Origin of the sequence: Brevundimonas sp. PWP3-1b1 (genome assembly GCF_049896065.1) — a bacterium.
Lineage (GTDB): Bacteria > Pseudomonadota > Alphaproteobacteria > Caulobacterales > Caulobacteraceae > Brevundimonas > Brevundimonas intermedia_B.
On the sequence record NZ_JAFCTO010000001.1, the window covers coordinates 2,038,777 to 2,059,279 of the forward strand.

Annotated in this window: 23 protein-coding genes; 5 read left to right on the forward strand and 18 right to left on the reverse strand. The window is 67.7% G+C overall.

All coding sequences use genetic code 11. The features are described 5' to 3' along the window. Positions 1–53: 53 nt before the first annotated feature. The 10 genes from ACP69V_RS10080 to ACP69V_RS10125 form a co-directional block, all read right to left on the reverse strand. A complete protein-coding gene (locus tag ACP69V_RS10080) occupies positions 54–878 on the reverse strand; it encodes a flagellin (RefSeq protein ID WP_426023705.1) in 825 nt (274 codons plus the stop codon). A gap of 501 nt (positions 879–1,379) precedes the next feature. Further along, the gene (locus tag ACP69V_RS10085) at positions 1,380–2,150 is read right to left on the reverse strand and encodes a flagellin (RefSeq protein ID WP_426023706.1); all 771 of its coding nucleotides are present in this window, start codon (positions 2,148–2,150) and stop codon (positions 1,380–1,382) included. A 312-nt stretch (positions 2,151–2,462) separates the two neighbouring features. Next, positions 2,463–3,245, reverse strand: a complete 783-nt coding sequence (locus ACP69V_RS10090; protein WP_426023707.1) for a flagellin — start codon at positions 3,243–3,245, stop codon at positions 2,463–2,465. Between the two features lie 219 nt (positions 3,246–3,464). Further along, positions 3,465–3,677 (reverse strand): hypothetical protein, encoded by a 213-nt coding sequence (locus tag ACP69V_RS10095; RefSeq protein ID WP_426023708.1) that lies wholly within the window; start codon positions 3,675–3,677, stop codon positions 3,465–3,467. Next, the gene (locus ACP69V_RS10100; RefSeq protein WP_426023709.1) at positions 3,616–4,095 is read right to left on the reverse strand and encodes a hypothetical protein; all 480 of its coding nucleotides are present in this window, start codon (positions 4,093–4,095) and stop codon (positions 3,616–3,618) included. The genes ACP69V_RS10095 and ACP69V_RS10100 overlap by 62 nt, the downstream gene beginning before the upstream one ends. Further along, the gene (locus ACP69V_RS10105; protein ID WP_426023710.1) at positions 4,092–4,475 is read right to left on the reverse strand and encodes a M15 family metallopeptidase; all 384 of its coding nucleotides are present in this window, start codon (positions 4,473–4,475) and stop codon (positions 4,092–4,094) included. Before ACP69V_RS10105 ends, ACP69V_RS10100 begins: the two co-directional genes overlap by 4 nt. Continuing rightward, on the reverse strand, positions 4,472–4,735 hold the full coding sequence (locus tag ACP69V_RS10110) for a hypothetical protein (RefSeq protein WP_426023711.1): 264 nt from the start codon (positions 4,733–4,735) through the stop codon (positions 4,472–4,474). The genes ACP69V_RS10105 and ACP69V_RS10110 overlap by 4 nt, the downstream gene beginning before the upstream one ends. Continuing rightward, the gene (locus ACP69V_RS10115; RefSeq protein ID WP_409719228.1) at positions 4,732–4,887 is read right to left on the reverse strand and encodes a hypothetical protein; all 156 of its coding nucleotides are present in this window, start codon (positions 4,885–4,887) and stop codon (positions 4,732–4,734) included. Before ACP69V_RS10115 ends, ACP69V_RS10110 begins: the two co-directional genes overlap by 4 nt. Further along, positions 4,884–6,335, reverse strand: a complete 1,452-nt coding sequence (locus ACP69V_RS10120; RefSeq protein ID WP_426023712.1) for a DUF2793 domain-containing protein — start codon at positions 6,333–6,335, stop codon at positions 4,884–4,886. Before ACP69V_RS10120 ends, ACP69V_RS10115 begins: the two co-directional genes overlap by 4 nt. 144 nt (positions 6,336–6,479) lie before the next feature. Continuing rightward, positions 6,480–6,941 carry a DUF4112 domain-containing protein gene (locus ACP69V_RS10125; protein WP_426023713.1) on the reverse strand — a complete coding sequence of 154 codons (462 nt, stop codon included), beginning with the start codon at positions 6,939–6,941 and terminating at the stop codon, positions 6,480–6,482. Between the two features lie 69 nt (positions 6,942–7,010). Between ACP69V_RS10125 and ACP69V_RS10130 the strand changes: the two genes are divergently transcribed. Beyond that, positions 7,011–7,970 carry an endonuclease/exonuclease/phosphatase family protein gene (locus tag ACP69V_RS10130; protein ID WP_426023714.1) on the forward strand — a complete coding sequence of 320 codons (960 nt, stop codon included), beginning with the start codon at positions 7,011–7,013 and terminating at the stop codon, positions 7,968–7,970. Here the strand turns inward: ACP69V_RS10130 and ACP69V_RS10135 are convergent. The 6 genes from ACP69V_RS10135 to ACP69V_RS10160 form a co-directional block, all read right to left on the reverse strand. Then, positions 7,945–9,159: a CCA tRNA nucleotidyltransferase gene (locus tag ACP69V_RS10135; RefSeq protein WP_426023715.1), complete on the reverse strand. Its 1,215-nt coding sequence runs from the start codon at positions 9,157–9,159 to the stop codon at positions 7,945–7,947. The two genes, ACP69V_RS10130 and ACP69V_RS10135, sit on opposite strands and share 26 nt — an antisense overlap. Then, positions 9,156–9,818, reverse strand: coding sequence for a CoA pyrophosphatase (locus ACP69V_RS10140; protein WP_426023716.1), 663 nt, complete (start codon positions 9,816–9,818; stop codon positions 9,156–9,158). Before ACP69V_RS10140 ends, ACP69V_RS10135 begins: the two co-directional genes overlap by 4 nt. Continuing rightward, complete coding sequence (locus tag ACP69V_RS10145) at positions 9,815–10,360, reverse strand: DUF1285 domain-containing protein (protein ID WP_426023717.1); 546 nt, start codon at positions 10,358–10,360, stop codon at positions 9,815–9,817. Before ACP69V_RS10145 ends, ACP69V_RS10140 begins: the two co-directional genes overlap by 4 nt. Positions 10,361–10,397: 37 nt before the next feature. Further along, positions 10,398–10,892: a GNAT family N-acetyltransferase gene (locus ACP69V_RS10150; protein ID WP_426023718.1), complete on the reverse strand. Its 495-nt coding sequence runs from the start codon at positions 10,890–10,892 to the stop codon at positions 10,398–10,400. A 68-nt stretch (positions 10,893–10,960) separates the two neighbouring features. Continuing rightward, on the reverse strand, positions 10,961–11,734 hold the full coding sequence (locus ACP69V_RS10155) for an enoyl-CoA hydratase (RefSeq protein ID WP_426023719.1): 774 nt from the start codon (positions 11,732–11,734) through the stop codon (positions 10,961–10,963). Next, a complete protein-coding gene (locus tag ACP69V_RS10160; protein WP_426023720.1) occupies positions 11,731–12,816 on the reverse strand; it encodes an MBL fold metallo-hydrolase in 1,086 nt (361 codons plus the stop codon). Before ACP69V_RS10160 ends, ACP69V_RS10155 begins: the two co-directional genes overlap by 4 nt. A 125-nt stretch (positions 12,817–12,941) precedes the next feature. Between ACP69V_RS10160 and ACP69V_RS10165 the strand changes: the two genes are divergently transcribed. The 4 genes from ACP69V_RS10165 (at position 12,942) to ACP69V_RS10180 (ending at position 16,297) form a co-directional block, all read left to right on the forward strand. Further along, positions 12,942–13,883: a hypothetical protein gene (locus tag ACP69V_RS10165; RefSeq protein WP_426023721.1), complete on the forward strand. Its 942-nt coding sequence runs from the start codon at positions 12,942–12,944 to the stop codon at positions 13,881–13,883. A gap of 103 nt (positions 13,884–13,986) precedes the next feature. Beyond that, positions 13,987–14,784, forward strand: coding sequence for an exodeoxyribonuclease III (gene xth, locus ACP69V_RS10170; protein WP_426024054.1), 798 nt, complete (start codon positions 13,987–13,989; stop codon positions 14,782–14,784). 5 nt (positions 14,785–14,789) lie between these two features. Further along, positions 14,790–15,305, forward strand: coding sequence for a hypothetical protein (locus tag ACP69V_RS10175; protein WP_426023722.1), 516 nt, complete (start codon positions 14,790–14,792; stop codon positions 15,303–15,305). Positions 15,306–15,391: 86 nt separating this feature from the next. Then, the gene (locus ACP69V_RS10180; protein ID WP_426023723.1) at positions 15,392–16,297 is read left to right on the forward strand and encodes a cobalamin biosynthesis protein CbiG; all 906 of its coding nucleotides are present in this window, start codon (positions 15,392–15,394) and stop codon (positions 16,295–16,297) included. A 1-nt stretch (position 16,298) separates the two neighbouring features. Here the strand turns inward: ACP69V_RS10180 and ACP69V_RS10185 are convergent, their stop codons facing one another. Both ACP69V_RS10185 and recN read right to left on the reverse strand, forming a co-directional pair. Next, the gene (locus ACP69V_RS10185; protein WP_426024055.1) at positions 16,299–18,653 is read right to left on the reverse strand and encodes a PAS domain-containing protein; all 2,355 of its coding nucleotides are present in this window, start codon (positions 18,651–18,653) and stop codon (positions 16,299–16,301) included. Between the two features lie 133 nt (positions 18,654–18,786). Continuing rightward, entirely contained in the window at positions 18,787–20,484 is a 1,698-nt protein-coding gene (recN, locus tag ACP69V_RS10190) for a DNA repair protein RecN (protein WP_426023724.1), read from the reverse strand. Between the last annotated feature and the right edge of the window lie 19 nt (positions 20,485–20,503).

Below are 20,503 nucleotides of genomic sequence, written 5' to 3' on the forward strand. Positions count from 1 at the left end.
ACGGCTCCGCCCTCATGATGCGGCAGCACGCCGTAACGAACCGTTAAGCTGCCTCAGCCCTGGAACAGCGACAGGATCATCTGAGGCGCCTGGTTGGCGATCGACAGGGATTGCACCCCGAGTTGCTGCTGGACCTGCAAGGCCTGCAAGCGCGCGCTTTCCTTGGCCAGATCAGCGTCGACCAGATTGCCGATGCCGGATTCAAGCGAGTCCGACAGCTTGCCGACGAAGGTCGTGTGGCGCTCGATCTGCTTGGCCTGGGCGCCCAGTTCCGCCAGACGCGAGCTGGATGTCGCCAGCGCCGTCTTGACGGCCGCCAGAGCCGCGCCGGCGCCCGCCGTCGTGTCAAGTGACAGGCCCGTCAGGCCCAGGCCATCGACGGTGAGATCCTGACGGCTGAGGGAAATCGTCTCGGCCCCATCCGCACTCGCCAGGAAGGGCACAGCGATCGTCGATGAACCATCCAGAATATTCGCGCCGTCGAAGACCGCATTGTTTGCGAAGGATGCGATGGACCCCAGCAAGGCCTGGAATTCTTCGTCGTAGCGGTCGCGTGTTTCCGGACTTTCGCTCGGATTGGAAGCCGCCGTGGCCTTGGCCTGAAGCTCCACCAGCAGATCCGAGATCTGCTCCCCGGCCGCCAGCGACACGTCGGTGATCGACGTCGCACGCTTCAGACTGGTCGTCACCGCCTCCAGCGACCCCATGTCGGCGCGCTGGCCTTGGGCGACTGCCCATACGGCCGCATTGTCCTTGGCGCCCTGCACCTTCAGGCCCGTACTCACCCGCCCCTGGGTCGCCGCCAACTGGTCGTTGGTGCGGTTCAGGTTCTGCAGGGCGATCATCGCCGAGGTGTTGGTGTGGATACTGGTGGTCATGGCTTCAAGCCCCGGACATTCTGTTCTCTACAGGATTAACCATGAGTCGTGAGCGTATGGTTAACGTGCAGGAAAGCACGATTCCGCCGTCCGGCGAACCGGCGGCGTCAGGCAGGACAGGAGCATAAAGCGCGTCAAACGGCGGTATCGACCACCTTCCCTCCCCTATAGGTCGGGTCGCCGCTCAGCTTTTCGACGTCTTCCCGGGGAAGCTGGCGGATCACCTCGCCTGTCACGCGGTCTAGGACCTTGTATACGAAACGATTTCGACCCAGGGCCTCGATGGTGAGGCGATAACGGCCGGCGTCGGCGTTGTCGTTCCTGGCCGCCGGCGTCGGGGGCGCCTCGACCGCATTCACAGGAACGACTGCGGGGGGCGGTAAGCTTGTTACTCTGACGACATGGTTTGTCATGGCTCCTTGCGCGGCGAATCAGCCCGCGCCCCTCTGACGTCTGCGACGGTCGGCCGGGGCGGTCGCGAAACCGCCCCGGCCTCTCGCTTTAGCGGAACAGGCCGAGCAGGATCGAGCTCGACGAGTTGGCGATCGACAGCGCTTGCACGCCCAACTGCTGCTTGGTTTGCAGAGCAGTCAGCTTGGCGCTTTCCTTGGCCAGGTCGGCGTCAACCAGGTTGCCGATACCGGCTTCCAGAGCGTCTTCCATCTTGCTGGTGAAGGTGGTCGTGCGTTCCAGCGACTTGGACTGGGTGCCCAGGGTCGCCAGGTTGGCCGTGAACGACTCGAGGGCCGCCTGGACGCCGTCAGCAGTCGCTGTAGCCGGTGCGACCGTAACCGCTGCAGCGAAACCGATGGTCTTCGTACTGCCGGCGGTGTCGGTGATCACGGTCTTGCCGGTGTCTTCGAACAGGTTGGTCCCATCGAAGTTTGCGCCGGCCAGAGCGGCGTTGATCTCTTCCTGATAGGCGTCGTAGTCAGCCTGAAGAGCGTCGGTCGTCGCGGTGGAACCGCCGGCTTCGATGGCGACGGCCAGCGACTTCATCTCGGTCAGCGCGTTGACGACGGTGTCGCCGGCGGCCAGGGCCACGTCGACGATCGATTGACCGCGTTGCAGCGACTGTTTGACCGAACCCAGGGCGCTCATCTCAGCACGCTGATTGGTGGCGATAGCGAACAGAGCGCCGTTGTCCTTGGCGGACGAGACGGCTTGACCCGTGCTGATGCGGTTCTGGGTCGTGGAGAGCGACTTGTTGGTGGCGTTCAGGGTCTGCAGCGCAACGTTGGCGCCGTAGTTCGTGTTGATGCTGTTAGCCATTTTGGCTGTCCTTTTCACTTCGTGATGTCCGGCGCCATTTTGGCGGCCGGGGGCTTTTTGCCCACTCTCCATGGAAGCAAGTGCCGGGCCACCAAGGCCGTTAACGCCGCGCTAGACACGCCATCTAACTTACTGATTTAGCTGTGTTATTTTCTTGTTTAGGTTAAGCCGCCCGGCAATCTTCACCTAGTGGACGCAAAAGTTGCCGGGCGCCCGGCAAAAAATGCCCGGCACGATATGCCGGACAAGCAAAAAAGCGGCCGGACCAGGGTCCGACCGCTTTCAGAACGCAGGGTGTGACGGCTTAGCTGCTTAGCCGCGGAACAGGCTCAGCAGGATCTGGCTGGACGAGTTGGCGACCGACAGCGCCTGGACGCCCAGCTGCTGCTTGGTCTGCAGGGCCGTCAGGCGCGCGCTTTCCTTGGCCAGGTCGGCGTCAACCAGATTGCCGATGCCGGCCTCGACCGCATCCTGCATCTTGCTGTTGAAGGTGGTCTGGCGTTCCAGCGACTTGGACTGGGTGCCGATCTGGGCCAGGTCGGCCGTGAAGGACTCGATCGTCGCCTGCACCCCGGCCGAGGTCACGGTGGCGGGCGTCGGATCGATCGCCGCACCGAAGCCGATGGTGTAGGTGGAGCCCGTGGTGTCGGTCAGCACGCCGGTTACGGCGGTGTTGGTCCACAGGTTCACGCCGTCGAAGTTGGCGCCGGACAGAGCGGCGTCGATTTCGGACTGATAAGCGTCGTAGTCGGCCTTCAGCGCAAGATAGGAGGCGCTTGTCGTAGTGCCATCGGCCTCGATGGCGACGGCCAGAGCCTTCATTTCGGTCAGGGCGTTGACGACGGTGTCGCCGGCGGCCAGGGCGACATCCACGATCGATTGACCGCGTTGCAGCGATTGGCGGACCGCATCCAGCGCTCCCAGCTCGGCGCGCTGGTTGGTGGCGATGGCGTAGATGGCGCCATTGTCCTTGGCGGACGAGACGTTCATTCCCGTGGAGACACGGTTTTGCGTCACGGCCAACTGACGGTTGGACGCGTTGAGGTTTTGCAGCGCGACCATGGCGCCGACGTTCACATTGATGCTGTTAGCCATTTTGGCTGTCCTTTTTCACTTCGTGTGATGTCCGGCGCCATTTTAGCGCCAGGAGCATTTTGCTCGGGCTTCCTAAGAGCAAGGGAGGGGCCAGCCGAAAGCGGGGCCAGCGGCATGGACCTCCGTTGTTTTTATTGAACTTATTTTGGATTTCGGCGAAGCGACCCGGCAAGCTCGCCCCTCATGCGGCAGAAGTTGCCGAGTCGTTTCTGCAGGGTGTCAGTCGAGCGGTCCGTTCTGACCGGCCTGGGCGTCCTGCATCGCGCGCTCCGCCAGCAGCGTCTCCACCGCCAAACGCCTGGCGCCGTCGCAGGCGATGATCTGGGCCCCGCGCTCGGCATAGGCCGCGTCGAGGTCCCCTGCCGTCGGATCAGCTGGCAGGGTCGCCAGGGCGCAGGGTCGCGTCGCCGCCTCCGGCAGCGTCAGCCGCACCGGCGCAACCGTCGAGATCGGGGGCGAGCCGGCACAGCTCGCGGTCATGGCCGCGCAGGCGATCAGCGCGGCGGTGTTCCAAGGGATGGTCGGCGTCATCGGCGCTCCTGGCCTGCGCGACGGCGGTCGCGGTCGCCCGTTCCACCGCCGTGGTCCTGTGTTGATAGTGATCGACGCGCACGGCCTGCGCGGCCGCACCTTCGGTTTCGAGCCGGCGGGCGTCGGCTTGCGCCTGGGCGGCTGCGGCGGCGTCCCGCGCCTGGGTCCGGGAGGTCTCCAGACGCTTCTGCTGAAGGTCCAGCGGGTCCCAGCGAAAGCCGAGCCCGCCCAGCAGGGCGGCCCCCAGCGCCAGAATCGCTGCGCCCGCCGCCAGCCAGCCAAAGGGGGTCAGCGCGCGCAGGATCGACCCGGGGCTCATGGGAAGGCCTTTCGATCCAGTTCGAAATGCGGGCCGTCGCGCAGCGTCTTCCAGTCCCCGCCCCAGATCAGCGGCGTCTTCAGATCGGCCGCCGCCGCCTTGAACGCCTGGGCGATCCGGCCATACAGCGGCCAGTCCCAGCGCACCTGACCCTCGACTAGGGCGGCGACATCGACCGCGTGACCCGTCAAATGGCGCGAGCGCAGCGTGCGGCTGGCCCCGGCCTTGACCAGCGCGGCCTGACTCGTCGCCGTGCGCAGGCCCTCCGTGATCATGAAATCGACAGGAGATCGCAGGATCGCCGCCTCGACCACCGCCGTCAGCGCCGGATGGACGCCGACAAGCCGCGTCCGAGACCGGGTGGAAAGCCGAAAGCTCATGGCCGGCCTCCCATCATCTTCAGCCGGGCGTTTGCCAGAAGGGCGACCAGTTGTTGGGCGGTGGGCGCCACCAGATAGAGGATCAGGATCAGGGCCAGCAGTCCCATCAGCCCATCCGTCATCTTGGGCAGCATCTCGGGCGGCATCCGCCCCACAGTCCGCATCAGCAGCACCCACAGCCCTGCGCTGACGGCGAAGGCGTAGAGCCGGCGAAACAGCCAGCGTCCCTCGGCCAGCGGCTCTATCGTCGGTCGGGTCATTGTTCGTCCTCCTTGTCATAGGTTTCCACGATGCAGCGTCCGTCCCAGCCAGACTGGGCGCGCCATTCGCCGTCGCTGAGGCTGTCGGGCGCTTCCCAAGCCTCGGCCTCCAGCACTTCCACCGGCTCGGCCGGATGCCGCCGCCGGCTCATCCGACGGCCGTGATGCGAACCGCGCCAGCCGCGCCTGCGCCGCCCAGGCCGGCGACGGTCAGACCTGCGCCGCCGCCCCCTCCGCCTGCGCCGAATATCGCCCCCGCACCGCCGGGACTTCCGGCGCCGCTCGCCGATGCGGTCCCCCCGCCGCCGCCTCCACCAGCCAACGACAGATGGGGCATGGCGGCGATCGAACCCGCCGCACCCGCCGCACCGCCAGCGGCCAGACGTCCGCACCAGCCGCCGCCCCCGCCCGGTCCTCCAGCGCGCGCGACATCGGACGCACTCAGCCCGCCGCCAGCGCCGCCGCCACCTGGGCCATCGGGACAGACCGTCTCGCCGCCGGTCGCGGCTGTTGTCGTGATCGATGAGCCGCCGCCGGGGTTGGCGACGCGCAGACCCAGGCCGCCGGCGCCGCCCAAGCCCGCGCTGGCGCTACCTGTCCCACCGCCGACGCCGCCCGAGGCGCGCAGCAGGACCTCGCCGCCCGCCGCGATGCGGCTCTCGCCTCCCGCAGCACCGCCAACGCCGCCCGCGCCGACGGTGATGGTCAATGCATCTTCGAGATCGTCAGTGGACCAGCAGCCTTGCGTCAGGCCGCCCGCGCCGCCGCCCCCGCCGCCGAAACGCGCGGTTCCGGCCGGCCCAGCCAGCCCAGCGCCGCCCCCTCCTCCGCCGCCGACGCAGGCGACTTCGAGCCAGCGCGCCCAGGGCGGCGCGACATAGTCGCCGTCGTTGGTGAACAGGGTCGTCTCGCGCCTGACGGCTCCCAGGTCGAAGGCGACGCGGCCGGTGGCGCGGTCCACGCGAAACACCGTCCGCCAGGCGCCCGCATCGTCGCAGACCTTGAGACCCAGGTCGTCCTCGCCGATCAGGCCAAGTTCGGCGCGCGCCGCATAACCGCTCTGGAACAGCAGCGACAGCACATCGGCCGCCGTTTCCTTGTTCAGAGTCAGACGCAGGTCGCCGTCGCCGCCATCCTCCACGCAGCGCGCGGTGAACAGGGCGGCGTTGATCTTGGCGGACAGGGGATTGGCGTCATCGGCGGTCGTGCCCAAACCCAGCCGCGCCAAGCCCTGGGCCTCGCCCAGCCGTTCGCCGAGCGCGACCCAGCCCGCGTCGGTCCGCATCAGAACCGCTGGCTCGTCCAGCACCACGGCGATCAGGCCATTGGGCGTCGGCACGACGGTCCAGCCGCCCGCCTCGAACCGCATCAGGTTTCCGCTTACTCGCCCGGCCCAGGCGGCCCCCTCCGCATCGTCCGGCAGGATATAAAGGTCGCCATCGGCCGGCGCGCTCGGCTGAACCGCCGTGGTCCGGCTGACCACCGCCGTTTGCAGCAGGACGTCCAGCCGGGTCAGGGTCGTGTTCAGGGTCACGTGCTTCTGCATCTGTCCCGCCGCCAGATAAGGCAGGGCCAGACGCGCACTGAAGTCGTCGCTCATCATTCTCTCCGTTGTCGTCGGAGATCAGTCTGGGCGCGGCCCTACCTCAGGCCGGAAGATGGTCGATACGATCGATTAGGCCGTTGTTTTCAGACGGCTTCGGTTTGCAAAATACGCAGGCTAGACCTGCTCAACCCGCGCATCTCAGTCGTGAAGATAGACGATCCGCTTCAGCGTCTGGTCGTTTTGAACCCGCGCCTCGTGCATCTCGTGGTCACCGCTGGCGCGCGCATTGGCCTCGGTGTCCTCGACCCAATGGGTGCTTTCGATGTGCTTCTGCAGCGCCCGCGCCGCCATCAGCTGGCCGGGGAAAAAGGTGTCCACGATGTCGCCCGCGATCGGCACCGCGCCGGTCGCCGTGTCGATGGCCATATAGGCCCCCATCCGCGCCAGTGTCGCCGGCGTCGCCTTGGCCCGCACGGCCTGAAGCATCAGCCAGCCGCCGGTGCCGACCGTATAGGCCGTGCCCACCACCGGCACCCAGGTCAGCATGGCGTCCAGCCCCAGACCGAACGGCCCGATGCCGATCACGCGGTCGGACAGCTTCTTTACGCCCTCGACATTGGACCAGATGTTCTCGATATCCCGGATCGACCGTCTGGCCATTTTCGCCCTCCAAAGCGTCGCCTTAACGCGGCGCGACGCTTCGCGTTCAATCCGAGAGATACGTCTTCGATGACCCTGATCAAGCTGGCGGCGAATGTGACGGCAAGCGCCCTGTTGCTGGGGCTGGCGGCGTTCGGCGTGGCGGCCCTCAGCGGGATCGGCCATCGCTGGGTCGACATCCTGGCCCAGTTCACGTCGCCGATGCTGCTGGCGGCCGTCGGCGTGACCCTGGTCTGTCTGATTATGCGACTGTGGCCGGCGTCGATCATCGGCGGGCTGGCCTGTCTGGTGCTGACCATCGCGGTCTGGCCGCAATGGATGCCGACGAAGGGCGTCCCTGTTTCGGACCAGCCCATCGTGCGCGTCTATTCCGCCAATCTGTGGGTGTTCAACACGGACGTGGACGCGATGCGCCGGTCCATCGCCGCCGCCGACGCCGACATTCTGGTGCTGGTCGAAATGGGCCAAGCGCCGGCTTCGCGCCTGGACGATCTTCTACCGGACTATCCTCACCGAGCGCTGATCGGGCGGACGCGAGGCCCCGGCGACCATGCGCGGTCGATCATCGCCTCACGCTATCCGATCCTGCAACGCCTGCCCGACCGCAACGACGGCCTCAGCGCCGTGGGCGCGACCGTCCAGACGCCCATCGGCCCGATCAACGTCCTCGGCGTCCACCTGACCCGGCCCTGGCCCTATCAGTATCAGTGGGGGCAGATCAGCCAGGTCATGGCCCTGACCGAGCGTCGCAAGGCCGCGCCGGATCACCCGGTCATCGCCGCCGGCGATTTCAACAGCGTCTCGACCGCCCGCATCGGTCGTCAGATCCAGGCGGACATGGGGCTGATCCCCGCGCCCGGCTGGCCCGCCACATGGCCCAGCCAGGCCCCGGCCTTCGCCGGTATCACCATCGATCAGGTCTATCGCTCCCCCGACCTGGCTCTGATCACGCGACGGTTGGGCCAGCCGACGGGATCGGACCATCGCCCGGTCGTCACCGAGTTCACCCGCGCGCAGTCGCCGCGATAAGCGACTTCAACCGCGCCTCGTGCCCATCGGTCGGAAAGTCGTCAGCGACCCAGCCGTCCTCGAACGCCTTGATCAGGCGGCCGGTCTCAGGCCCTGCGGCGAGGCCCAGCCGCGCCAGATCGCGCCCGCCGACCGGCATCTTCGGCGGCGTCCAGTCGGCGGCCAGCGAACGCAGCCGCGCGTCGTCGCCCTCGCCTGCCGCCTCGGCCCGCATCAGCCGATCCTCGAACGCCCTGCGTCCCAGCCGATAGATCGCCGCCCGCGCCTCGGCGTCGCTCATGCGCGGCGACACAGCCGGGCCGTCCCCCACGGCTGCCGCCAGTCGGTCCCGCACCACGTTCGACAGGCGTAGAGCGCTCGCGATCCTGACCACTGCCGCCGCATCGGCGGGCAGCAAAGCCGACAGCCGCATCACCGGGTCGTCGGTCAGACCACACATCGCCTCGAACAGCGGCAAGGGCTGCACCTGCGGCAGCACCTGGGCCAGCACGCCCGTCTCGGCCATCGCTTGCACCGCCGCACGCGGATCGCGCGCCGCCAGCAGCTTCAGCAGCTCCTTGGACACCCGTTCGGCCGACAGCTGCGCCATGCCCGCCTTCAACGCCGCGCAGGCCGCCAGCCCGACCGCATCCGGCGCGCCGCGCCCATACCAGGCGTAGAAGCGGAAGAAGCGCAGGATGCGCAGATAGTCCTCGCGGATGCGCGTCTCCGCCTCGCCGACGAAGACGATCCGGCCCGCCGCCGCATCGTCCAGCCCCCCGCCGGTCGGGTCGAACACCGTCCCGGCCGCATCGGCATAGAGGGCGTTCAGGCGGAAATCGCGCCGCGCCGCATCCTCGGCCCAGTCCTCGGTGAAGGCGACGACCGCGCGGCGTCCGTCCGTCTCGACGTCTCGGCGCAGGGTCGTGATCTCATAAGGACGCCGCTCCGACACCCCCGTCACCGTGCCGTGCTCCACCCCGGTCGGCACGGCCTTCAGCCCGGCCGCCTTCAGCGCCGCAATAGTCTCTTGCGGCCTCAGCCGCGTGGCGATGTCGATGTCGTCCACCGGCTGGCCCAGCAGGCTGTTCCTGACGCAGCCCCCGACGAACCGCGCGCAGCCCGAACCGCCCGCCGCCTCCAGCGCCCCCATCACCGCCCGCGTCGCCTGGCTTTCCAGCCACGGCTGTCCCGCCATGGAGACGCTCATGCGGCGTCCTCGTCCGCCGCTGCGTCAGGCGCGGCCTCATCGCCGTAAAGCCGGACGTGCAAGGCCTTCAGAATTCCCGCCGTCACGCCCCAGATGTAGCGTTCGCCCCAGGGCATGGCCCAGAACCAGCGCCGCAACCCCTCGTCCATGTCGTAGAAGTCGCGCCTGTGGTTGGCGGCGTCCATCAGGAAGTCCCAAGGCGTCTCGAACACCTCAGCCACCTCGTCCGGCGAGGGCGTCGTGACCGGCGCCTCGCGCAACCAGCCTATCACCGGCGTCACCAGGAACCCCGTTCCCGTCTCATAGGCGTCGGACAGGCCCAGCACCTCGACCGCAGCCGGGTTCAGCGCCACCTCTTCGTCCGCCTCGCGCAGGGCCGCCTGGACCGCGTTCTCGCCCGGATCCAGCCGTCCGCCCGGAAAGGCGATCTGGCCCGTATGCCGCGCCAGGGTGTCGGCCCGCCGCGTCAGCAGAACCGTCGCGCCCTCGGGCCGCGCCACGATCGGGATCAGCACAGCCGCCGGCCGAAGCTCCTTGGCCGTCCGTGTCCCCTGGGGGTTCAGGTCGAAGTCCGACCGCGCCGCGACCAGTTCCGGCCGCCAGGTCTCGACCGGCGCCAGCCGTTCGACCAGCCGGTTTCTCAGTGTCTCCAGGCTCACGCTACGGCGCCCAGCGAAAAAGTCTGGCCGCCCGATCGAACGACCAGCCGTCCATCGACCTCCTCGGCCATCTCGACCAGTTCGTAGAAGACCGGGCGTGCGATCCGCGCCCACAGGTCTCGCCGCACATGGATGCGCGGCGCCGGCTCACCCGTCGTCGGATCGGTCTCGACCACGATGGGATCGGCCTCGCTCGCCGTCACCTCGTCTCCGACATCGGTCGTAAACACGAGGTCGTCGCCAAGACGCGTCATCGCCACGGCCCGGAACGGCAGATCCTCGACCTGGATCTTCAGCTTCTCAACCGGCGTGACCAGGTGATAGCCGTCCGGGTCCTTGCGCAACACGGTCGAGAACAGCCGCACCAGTTCCTTGCGGCCGATGGGCGAGCCTTCGTGCATCCAGACGCCATCGGCGCGAATGACGATGTCGATCTCGCCGCAATGCTCGGGATGCCATAGGTGAACCGGCGGCAACCCTTTGCCGGGCGCCTGTTTCGCCGCCTCGGCGACGGCGTTCAGTCCTGACTTGGGATCATTCATCCCTCTGACTTAAGCCCCGCAAAGCGTGCGGGAAAGGTCAGCCGATGCGAACCGGTCCCGAAACCTGATCCACGCCCGTCGCCAGCCACAGGACGCGGCGGCGATCCACCGGCCCTGGCAGGATCGCCTCCGGCGCGCCGACGAAACCGAACCGCTCGAAATAGGCGGCGTCGCCGACCAGAAGCACCCCACCGACATCCAGCGTCCGCGCCTGGTCCAGACAGGCCTGCACCAGCTCAGCGCCCAGGCCGTCACTGCGTCGGCCGGCATCCACCGCGATCGGCCCCAGGAACAGTGCGGAAGTGTCTCCGATCGTCACAGGCCACAGCCGCACCGAACCGATCACCCGTCCATCCAGTCGCGCAACGAAGCCCACGGCGGAGTGAGAGCCTTCACGCAGCCGCTCGGCTGTCTTGGCGAACCGCCCCGGCCCGAAGGCGGCCATGACCAGGGCCTCCACGCCTTCGGCGTCGGCCGGGGTCTCGGCTTCGATACGGCTTACGGCCGGGGAAATGGCGAGGGCGTGCGACATCGGCGCTCCAACAAGCGCGGGCACCTAGAAGCAAAGCTGCGCCAAATCAAGGCGCGCTTCGATGACAGTCAGCCCGCCTTGGAAAAGTCCGGCGCACGCTTTTGCGTGAAGGCCATGAAGGCCTCCATGGCTTCGGGGCTCTTCATCTGCGAGCCGAAGGCCTCGCCCTCGCGCTGCATCAAGGCCCACAGACTTTCGGCGTCTCGCATCAGCCGCTTGGTCTTGCGGATGGAGTTGGGCGCGCGGGCCGCTACCCTGGCGGCCAGGTCCGCCGCCGTCGCCTCGACCTGATCGGCCGGGACCGCCCGGTTGGCGATGCCCCACGCCAGGGCCGTGCGACCATCCAGCGGCTCGCCCAGGGCGAACAGTTCGAAGGCCCGCTGATGACCGATCACGGCCGGCAGCAGCAGGCTGGACGCCGCCTCGGGCGCCAGGGCCAGGTTGACGAAGGGCACGGACAGAAGCGCGTCCTCGGCCACAACCACAAGGTCGCAGTGCAGCAACATGGTCAGACCGATGCCGACCGCCCGCCCCTTCACCGCCGCCACAGCCGGCTTGTCCAGGTCCGCCAGCGCCTTCAGGAAGCGGAACACCGGCATCTCGCCCGGTCCCGCGCCCTGCGACCCCAGGGCGATGAAGTCCTGAATGTCGTTGCCGGCCGAGAAGCTGTCGCCCTCGGCGCGCAGCAGCAGCACGCGCACCGCATCGTCGGTCCGCGCCCGCTCGGTCGCCTCGGCCAGGGCCGAATACATGGCCTGGGTGATGGCGTTCTTCTTGTCGGCCCGGTCCAGGGTGACGCTCAGGACGCCGTCGGCCAGTTCGCTGCGGATATGTTCGCTCACGTCGTTTCCTCGTCCTGTTCGACGGCTGTCCACCAGTCGACGCCGTTCTCGTCACGCGTCCGCGTCGCGCGGCCGCGTCTCTCCAGATAGTTCAGGTGCGCCTGGGCCTCGCCTGTGGCCATTCCCAGTACTCCGTCGCCTACTGTCCGCCCGAAGACGGCCGGGAAGCCATCGACCACCCTAGACGGTTGACGCAACGTCCGCTCAAGCCGTTTCAGCGCAACCTCGTGCCCGCGTTTCAAGGCGTCGAGCCGCGCGTGAACCCCGTAGAAGGGCTCGCCATGCGCGGGCAGGATGAACGCGCCTTCCGGCAGCAGGCCGCGCAGCCTGGCCAGAGAATCCATCCAGTCGCCCAGCGGATTGGCGTCCGGCTCCGTCGACCAGACCGAGACGTTCGACGATATGCGCGGCAGGATCTGGTCCCCGGCGATGAAGATGTCGTCCGAGCGTCGCCACAGGCAGATATGCTCGGGGCTGTGGCCCGACCCGACCACCACCGTCCAGTCGTCGCCGTCGATGCTCAAGGCGTCGCCGTCCGACAGCCGGCGGTAGCTGCGCGGCATCGGACTCACTCCCTTCGCGAACCCGCCATAGTCCGCGCGCCAGCGTTCGATCTGGACCTCGTCCCACCCCGCCGCACGATAGAAGACCTCGCCGTCGGCCGGCGCATCGCCCGCCTGCTCGGCCATCAGCATCCGACCGGTGATGTATTCGATCTGCGACATCAGCAGGGGCGCGCCCGTCCGTTCGCACAGCCAGCCGGCCAGGCCGATATGGTCGGGGTGCATATGAGTGCAGATCAGCCGCGTCACCGGCCGCCCCTCCAAGGCCCCCGCCAGCGCCGTTTCCCAGGCGGCGATGGAGCCGCTGGTGTTCAATCCGGTGTCGATTACGACCCAGCCCTCGGCGTCGCGGATCGCATAGACGTTCACATGATCCAGCTGGAACGGCAGGGCGAACCGTAACCACAACACCCCGCGCACTACCTCGATCGCCTCGCCGGGCTCCGGCACGGCGTCGAACGGATAGGTCAGGCCCCTTGCGTCCTTCGCCACCGTCGTTTGCGTGCTGCCGTCGGCCAAGTCAGTCTCCAATCGAAACGCGCAGACACTAGCCTCAGTCCGGCCTCATCGTCCACACTCGCCTTGACCCGGCCCAAATACACCGCCACGAAGCCAGCCTGCATTCAGAAACCCAGGGTGTTTTCATGAAGTCCCGCCTCGCCGCCGCCCTTGCGGCGCTTCTGTTCAGCGCCTTCGCCGTCGCGCCCGCCATGGCGCAGGAGCGTCAGCAACCTCGTGCTACCGACAACGAACCTGCGGTGAGGGAGGGCACGTCGCGCGCCGCCGCCGGCCGCCAGCGTCGCGAACGCGCGCCTGCGGCGCCTACCGCCGAACAGATTCAGGCCACGGCCCAGGAACAGGCCACGCTCGCCAACACCAACTGCCAGGTCAGCGAAGCCAAGTTGCTGGGCCAGACCGAGGCCAAGACCTCGGTCTATGAGGTCGCCTGCGCCGCCGGCCCGGGCTTCATCATCGAATCCAAGACCCCGCCCTCTGCAATCAACTGCGTCATGCTGGCCCATACTGCAGAGACCCTGCGCGCGCGTGATCCGGCCGCCGATCCGGGTCCGCAATGCACCATCGCCGCGAACGCCGACACCCAGAAGTTCCTGCGCGAATACGCTGTGCAGGCCGGCGTCGCCTGCACCGTCGATCAGGTGAAGATCCTGGGCCAGTCCAGCGACGGCGGCGTCATGTATGAAGCGGGCTGCTCTGACGCCGCAGGCTTCTGGCTCAAGCAACTGAACAACGCCTGGAGCAAGACGCCCTGCATCCAGGTGCTGGCCGAAAGCGGAACCTGCGCCTTCACCACCACGGCCGAGAACGCCGGCTATGTGAAGACCCTGCTGGCCGGTTCCGAAGCCGCATCCTGCGACGTGACCGAAGCCCGCCTGATGGGCCGCAATGCCAACGGCGTCTTCTATGAAGCCAAGTGCGCCGGCGCCGACGGCGTCATCGCCCGCTTGAACGCCGAAAACGCCGTCCAGCAAGTCTATCCCTGCGCCACCGCTCAAGCCATCGGCGGCGGCTGCAAGCTGACGACGGCTCCGGCCGCTGCGGCTGCGCCGGCCGGCGGTCGCCCGTAAGCGAAGCGAAAGACCAAATGAAGGGCCGTCGGAGCGATCCGGCGGCCCTTTTGTTTTGCGCGGCCTCTTTTCCGAAACCGTGACGCGCCCTACCGTCGCCGTCATGCGCATCGCCACCTGGAACGTGAACTCCGTCAACGCCCGCCTGCCGACCGTGCTGGCGTGGCTGGAGCAGGCCGCCCCCGACGTCGCCTGTTTCCAGGAGATCAAATGCGTGGACGAGAAGTTCCCGCGCGAGGCCTTCGAGAGCCTGGGCTACAATGTCGAGACCCACGGCCAGAAGAGCTACAACGGCGTCGCCCTGCTGTCGAAACACCCGCTTTCCGACATCCGGCGCGGTCTGCCCGGCGACGATACGGATGAACAGGCCCGCTATATCGAGGCTCTGGTCGAGGCGCCCCGGCCCATCCGTGTCGGGGCCATATATCTGCCCAATGGTAATCCCATCGGGACAGAGAAGTTCGACTACAAGCTGGCCTGGTTCGAGCGTCTGAACCGCCACGCCCGGGACCTGCTGGCGTTCGAGGAGCCGCTGGCCCTGTGCGGCGACTACAACGTCATCCCCGAGGCTGAGGACGCCAAGAACCCAGCCGCCTGGACCGACGACGCCCTGTTCCAGCCTCAGAGCCGGCAGGCCTTCCGCGCGCTGAAGAACCTGGGCCTGGCCGACGCGCATGAGATCGGCGGCGAACCGGCGGGAACCTACACCTTCTGGGACTATCAGGCCGGCGCCTGGCAGCGCGATCACGGCATCCGCATCGACTTCGCCCTGTTGTCGCCCCAGGCGGCTGACCGGTTCCGGGGCATCGAGACCCACCGCGACGCCCGCGACATGGAAAAGCCCAGCGACCACGTCCCCGTAGTCGTCGATCTGGATCTCGCCAGAGACGGGGAGGCCTGACGCCCATGGCCGACGCCTTGCGGGTGGTTCTGCTGATCGCCCTGGCGGCGGCCCTGCTGACGACGCTGGCCCTGGCGCTGTCGTGGTGGATGGAGCCGCCGCGTCGCCTGCACCGCGCCATGCTCAAGACCCTGGGCGCCGCGCCCGAGGTCGAGGCCCTGTCGCCGGGCGAAGGCCGCGCCTGCGCGCTGAACTTCGACATCGAACAGGTGGTCGTGCTGTGGGCCAACGGCGCCCACGGCCTAGTCTATGGTTTCGACGAGGTCGATGGCGGCGAGATCATCGTCGACGGCCATGTCGTTGCTCGCGTCCGACGGGGCGAGGCGCGAAAGTCACTGGACGTCCTGGCCCCCGACGCCGAACAGGTGGTGCTGCGCCTGATGTTCGCCGACGCCCGCCATCCCGAGTTCGAGCTGGCGCTGTGGGACGCCGCCCTGCCCGCCCAGACCGGCTCGCCCGGCGAGGCGCTGCGGCTGGGTCGGCGCTGGCTGTCGCATCTGGAAGCCCTGCTGAAGGGCTGAGACGCGACAGGGCCTTTCGGTCGCCGCGATGGGGCGCTAGAAGCCCCGCTCATTCCTGAAGACACGCCTTTATCAAGGAGGCCGCCTTGGCCCGCCTTTTCGACGCCTATATCGTCGCCGACTGGACCGCAGCCGAAACCAAGAAGCTGGGCGACACCTCGCTGTGGATCGGCGTGGCCAAACGCGACGTGCGGTTCCGCCTCTATACCGAGACGCACAATGTCGCGACCCGCTCCGAGGGCGAGGCTCTGTTGGCATCCATCCTGGCGGATCACAGGAAGCGCGGCGACCGGGTGCTGGTCGGGCTGGACTTCAACTTCGGCTATCCCGTCGGCACGGCCGCGCGGCTGAAGCTGGATGGAACCCCGTGGCAAGCCATGTGGAAATTCGTCGCCTCGAACGTCGTGGACAAGGCCGACAACACCAACAACCGCTATCAGGTCGCGGCCAAGATGAACCGGCTGATGACGGACGAAGCCTGGCCGCTGTGGGGCGCGCCGGCCAAACAGGCCCAGCGCTGGCTGACCACGACCAAGCCTCCCGTTGGATCGGGCGCTAACATCCCCGAGTTCCGCGCCACCGAGAACGCCGCCCGCAAGGGCCGGCTTCAGCCCAAGAGCGTGTGGCAGATGCACGGCGCGGGCGCAGTGGGTGGCCAGACCCTGGTCGGGATCCCGGCCGTGCGGCGGCTGCTGGAAAGCCTCGGCCCGTCCGGCGCCGTATGGCCCTTCGGCACCGGCTGGCGCGAACTGACGCCCGACGACGTCGAGCCCCTGTCGGCCCTGGTGGTCGAGGTCTGGCCCTCGATGCATGAGACCAAGCCGAACGAGGGCGAGTTCAAGGATCAGGCCCAGGTCCGCTCGACCGCCGAGGCCCTGGCCCACATGGACGAGGCCGGTGATCTGGCCAAGGCCTTTGGTCCGCCCAAGGACGCGACGCCCGAGCTGATCGCACAGGTCGAGCAGGAAGAAGGCTGGATCCTGGGCGTCTGAATCAGGCGGCGGCCGGCACGCCCTGCATCGCATCGGAGACGGCGCGAATCAGGGCTTCCGCCGCCACCGGCTTGGACACCGCGCCGCAGAAGCCCTGGGCCAGCAGCTCCGCCTCCATCCCCTCGCCGGCGTCGGCCGTATAGGCCAGGATCGGGGTCAGGCGGTTGGGGCCAGAACCCCCGCGAATCCTGTTCAGGACCTCGACCCCGCCCATCTTCGGCATCCGCAGGTCCATCAGGATCACGTCAAAGACGGCGCATTCGGCGCGCTCGACCGCGTCCGCGCCGTCCACCGCGTCATCCACCGTCGCGCCCATGCCATTCAAAAAGGCGCGGGCCAGTTCACGATTGGCGGGATGGTCGTCCGCCACCAGCACGCGCAGACCCCCGACATCTGCGCCGCTCATCGGCCGGGCGCCGACAGCGACCTCTTCTTCTGCAGCGGGCGCCGGGATTTCGAACCAGAAGACGCTGCCCTTCCCCTCGACGCTATCGGCGCCGATGGCGCCATTCATGGCTTCCACCAAGCCTTTGCAGATGGCCAGGCCCAGGCCCGTGCCGCCATGCGAGCGTGTGTGCGACCCGTCCACCTGGGAGAAGCGGCGGAACAGTTGGTCCAGCTTGTCCGCGGCGATGCCGTCGCCGCTGTCATGCACAGCAACGCGAAGCCGTTCCTCGTCGGCGCTCCAGCGCACGGCCAACCGCACCCCGCCCCGTTTGGTGAACTTCACCGCATTGCCGATCAGGTTCAGCAGGATCTGGCGCAAACGGTCGGGGTCGGCGACGATCGAAGACCGATCCGTGGTCAGTTCAAGGACCAGATTCAAATCCTTGGCGCCGGCCTGGGGCGTGAACAGTTCCAGGGTCGAACGCGCCAGGGTCTCGATATCGGTCGCCTCGGGTCGAATGGCGACCTGCCCGGCCTCTAGCTTTGAAAAGTCCAGGATGTCGTTGACCGTGCACAACAGGGCGCGGCCCGCATTGTCGACCCGGCCGACATAGTTGCGCACCAGGTCCGGCAACGGCTGTTCCAGCGTCAGGCCCGTAAAGCCGATGATGCTGGTCAGGGGCGTGCGCAGCTCGTGGCTCATATTGGCCAGGAACTCTCCCTTCACGGCGGCGGAGGCTTCGGCCTCGGCGCGGGCGTGTTCCAGTTGCACCTCCAGCGCCTTGCGGCGCGAGATGTCGCGGATGACGACCACGGTCTCGACCGGTCGGCCGGTCTTGTCGCGCACCAACTGCATTCGGGTCTCGCTCCAGACCGGGTGGCCGTCACGGTGCAGCAGCCGGTTCTCCAGGGTCGCCGAACCTCGCCCGCGCGCCATCTGGGCGAAGGTCTCGGCCAGACGAACACGGTCGTCGGGATGAACGAAGGATTCGGCCGTCCGTCCCGCCATCTCGTGCGGCTTCCAACCCAACAATCGCTCGACGGCCGGGGAGATATAGTTGGAATGCCCATCCAGTTGAATGCGAGCGATGACGTCGGCGGCGTTGTCGGCCAACAGCTTGAACTGATTGTGGCTGCGCGCCAGCGCGTCCATGGCCGCGCGCTGGTCGGTCACGTCCTGAAACACGCCGAACATGGCCAAGGGCTTGCCGTCCGGCGAGAACTCTGCGGCGCCCTTGGTGACGACTTGACGAACGACGCCGTCATTGCGGCGGATACACAGATCCAGCTCGAACGGGCCTTCCCCCTGCAGCGTTTGCCGCCATTTTTCGTCCAGCAATGTGCGTTCGGCTTCGGGATAGAAGGCTGCCGCCGTCTCGAAATCGGGCGAGAAAGTCTCGGGCGAAACGTCGTGAATCTTGTAGACTTGGTCCGACCAGAAGATGGCCGGATCGACCACGTCCACGCGCCAGTGACCGACGCCGGACAGGGCCTCGATCATGCTCAGCATATGCTGCTGCTCGCCCCGCTGACGTTCGGCGCGCGAGCGTTCCAGTTCCGCCACCACCAACCGCGCCAGGGCGCGCAACCGATCAAGCGTCGCATCGTCCGGTCGCGGTCGGACACGAGTATCGATAACGCACAGCGTGCCGTAGTTTGCTCCGTCCGACCCCGTCAGCAGGGCGCCGACGTAGAAGCGGACGTGTGGCTCGCCCGTCACGAACGGGTTGTGCGCGAAGCGAACATCCTGCGTGGCATCCTCGACCACCATCACTTCGTTGGCAGGCAGATCGAGCGCGTAGGTGCAGAAGGATAAATCGCGAGGTGTCGAGCAGCCGTCCATGCCGATGTTGGCCTTGAACCACTGAATGTCCTCGTCCAGCAGCGTCACCAGGGCGATGGGACAGTCCAGAAGATGCGCCGCCAGATTTGCTGCCGCTTCAGTCGCCGCATCGCCCTCTGCACCCACAGCATGCAATGAGCGAACACTGGAGAGACGCTGGCTTTCGTTCATCGACGCGGCACCCGGATACTGACGAGGTTCGAAAATGCGCGAACTTGCCTACTTTAACGTTACCCGGCGGTAGGTAAGTTTCCTGATCTCAGCCGATCAAGGCCCGCGCCGCCGCCCGCGCCTCGTCCGTGATTTCGGCGCCGGACAGCATCCGGGCGATCTCTTCCTGACGGCGCTGATCGTCTAGGGTGACGACTGTGGTGGTGGTCAGGCCGTCGCGGTCGGCCTTCATCACCTTCCAGTGGGCATGGCCGCGCGAGGCGACCTGGGGGCTGTGGGTCACGACCAGGACCTGAGCGCCGTTCGACAGGCGTTTCAGGCGCGAGCCGACGGCCTCGGCCACGGCGCCGCCGACGCCCTGGTCCACCTCGTCGAAGATCATCACCGGCTGGCGCATGTCCTCGCGGCTGGCCAGGGCGGCCTTCATCGCCAGGGCGAAGCGGGCCAGTTCGCCGCCTGAGGCGATGGCGTCCAACGGCCCGAAGTCGGTTCCGGCGTTGGTGGCGATCTGGAAGCGCACGGTTTCGACCCCGTCGGGGCCGCGCCGGCCCTCGATCGGCTCCAGCGCGACGCGGAACCGCGCCCGCTCCAGCTTCAGCGGCCCCAGTTCGCCCATGACGGCGGCGGTCAGGCGCTCGGCCGCCGCCTCGCGCGCCGAGGTCAGGAAGGTGGCAGCCAGGTCGTAGGATTCGGCGGCCTCGGCGGCCTCGCGACCAGCATTGGTCAGGGCCTCCTCGCCGTCCTCGATCAGCCGCAGCTGCTCGCGCAATCGGATGCGAAGGCTCGGCAAGGCATCGACCGTGGTGTTCAACTTGCGGGCTGCAGCGCGCAGAGCGAACAACCGCTCCTCGGCCTTGTCCAGGCGGCCCGGCTCGTAATCGAAGGCCCCGGCGGCGGCGTCCACGGCGGCGACGGCCTCCGCCGCCTCGACCATGGTCCTGTCGATGGCGTCGACGGCGGCGGACAGTTTCAGGATGACGGGATGATCGCCCTCGGCCCCCGCCTGCCCCGCTCGCTGGCGCGCGTGTTCGACGGCGCGAAGAGCCGCGCCCAGCTTTTGGCTCAGCTTGTCGCCGCCCAGTTGGGTGCGGGCGTCGGCCAGATCAGCGATGGCTTTTTCGGCGGCGCCCAGCAGGGCACGTTCGCCCGCCAGTTCCGTCTCCTCATCGGCGCGGGGGTCCAGGGCGTCCAGTTCGGACAGGTTGAGTGTGATCTCTTCGACCCGCGCGGCGGCGTCGGCCGCCTGCGCCTTGAGCTCCGCCAGCTTCGCCTCGGCGGCCTTCAGCTTGGTCGAGGCCGCCGCGACCGCCAGAAGTTGCGGCTGCAAACCGCCATAGGCGTCCAGCGAGGCGCGATGGGTGCGCCAGTCCAGCAGACCGACCGTCTCGTGTTGTCCATGCACCTCGACCAGCGCCGCGCCGATCTCGCGCAGGGCTGTGACCCCGGCGGGCTGGTCGTTGACATAGGCCCGGCTGCGACCGTCGGAGCCCAGCACCCGTCGCAGGATCAAATCCTCTCCCGCCTGGACCTCGAACCCCTTGTCCGCGATCAGAGCCAGCAGGTCGGGATCGTCGGGAGCAGAGAAAACGGCGGTGGCGACGGCCTGTTTCGCGCCATGCCTGACCAGCCCGGCATCGCCCCGCCCGCCCAGCGCCAGGCCCAGGGCGTCCAGAATGATCGACTTGCCGGCCCCGGTCTCGCCGGTCAGCACGGTCAAGCCGCTCTCGACCTCAAGATCGAGCACGTCCACCAGGACGACATCGCGAATGGAGAGGGCGGTCAGCATCGGTTCAGGCGCCGGCGGA

Bases quoted from the DNA above. Each gene is read 5' to 3' on its own strand.
- ACP69V_RS10080 (WP_426023705.1), bottom strand. From the start codon at position 878: ATGACCACCAGTATCCACACCAACACCTCGGCGATGATCGCCCTGCAG.
- ACP69V_RS10085 (WP_426023706.1), bottom strand. From the start codon at position 2,150: ATGGCTAACAGCATCAACACGAACTACGGCGCCAACGTTGCGCTGCAG.
- ACP69V_RS10090 (WP_426023707.1), bottom strand. From the start codon at position 3,245: ATGGCTAACAGCATCAATGTGAACGTCGGCGCCATGGTCGCGCTGCAA.
- ACP69V_RS10100 (WP_426023709.1), bottom strand. From the start codon at position 4,095: ATGAGCCCCGGGTCGATCCTGCGCGCGCTGACCCCCTTTGGCTGGCTG.
- ACP69V_RS10105 (WP_426023710.1), bottom strand. From the start codon at position 4,475: ATGAGCTTTCGGCTTTCCACCCGGTCTCGGACGCGGCTTGTCGGCGTC.
- ACP69V_RS10110 (WP_426023711.1), bottom strand. From the start codon at position 4,735: ATGACCCGACCGACGATAGAGCCGCTGGCCGAGGGACGCTGGCTGTTT.
- ACP69V_RS10115 (WP_409719228.1), bottom strand. From the start codon at position 4,887: ATGAGCCGGCGGCGGCATCCGGCCGAGCCGGTGGAAGTGCTGGAGGCC.
- ACP69V_RS10120 (WP_426023712.1), bottom strand. From the start codon at position 6,335: ATGAGCGACGACTTCAGTGCGCGTCTGGCCCTGCCTTATCTGGCGGCG.
- ACP69V_RS10125 (WP_426023713.1), bottom strand. From the start codon at position 6,941: ATGGCCAGACGGTCGATCCGGGATATCGAGAACATCTGGTCCAATGTC.
- ACP69V_RS10130 (WP_426023714.1), top strand. From the start codon at position 7,011: ATGACCCTGATCAAGCTGGCGGCGAATGTGACGGCAAGCGCCCTGTTG.
- ACP69V_RS10135 (WP_426023715.1), bottom strand. From the start codon at position 9,159: ATGAGCGTCTCCATGGCGGGACAGCCGTGGCTGGAAAGCCAGGCGACG.
- ACP69V_RS10145 (WP_426023717.1), bottom strand. From the start codon at position 10,360: ATGAATGATCCCAAGTCAGGACTGAACGCCGTCGCCGAGGCGGCGAAA.
- ACP69V_RS10150 (WP_426023718.1), bottom strand. From the start codon at position 10,892: ATGTCGCACGCCCTCGCCATTTCCCCGGCCGTAAGCCGTATCGAAGCC.
- ACP69V_RS10165 (WP_426023721.1), top strand. From the start codon at position 12,942: ATGAAGTCCCGCCTCGCCGCCGCCCTTGCGGCGCTTCTGTTCAGCGCC.
- xth (WP_426024054.1), top strand. From the start codon at position 13,987: ATGCGCATCGCCACCTGGAACGTGAACTCCGTCAACGCCCGCCTGCCG.
- ACP69V_RS10175 (WP_426023722.1), top strand. From the start codon at position 14,790: ATGGCCGACGCCTTGCGGGTGGTTCTGCTGATCGCCCTGGCGGCGGCC.
- recN (WP_426023724.1), bottom strand. From the start codon at position 20,484: ATGCTGACCGCCCTCTCCATTCGCGATGTCGTCCTGGTGGACGTGCTC.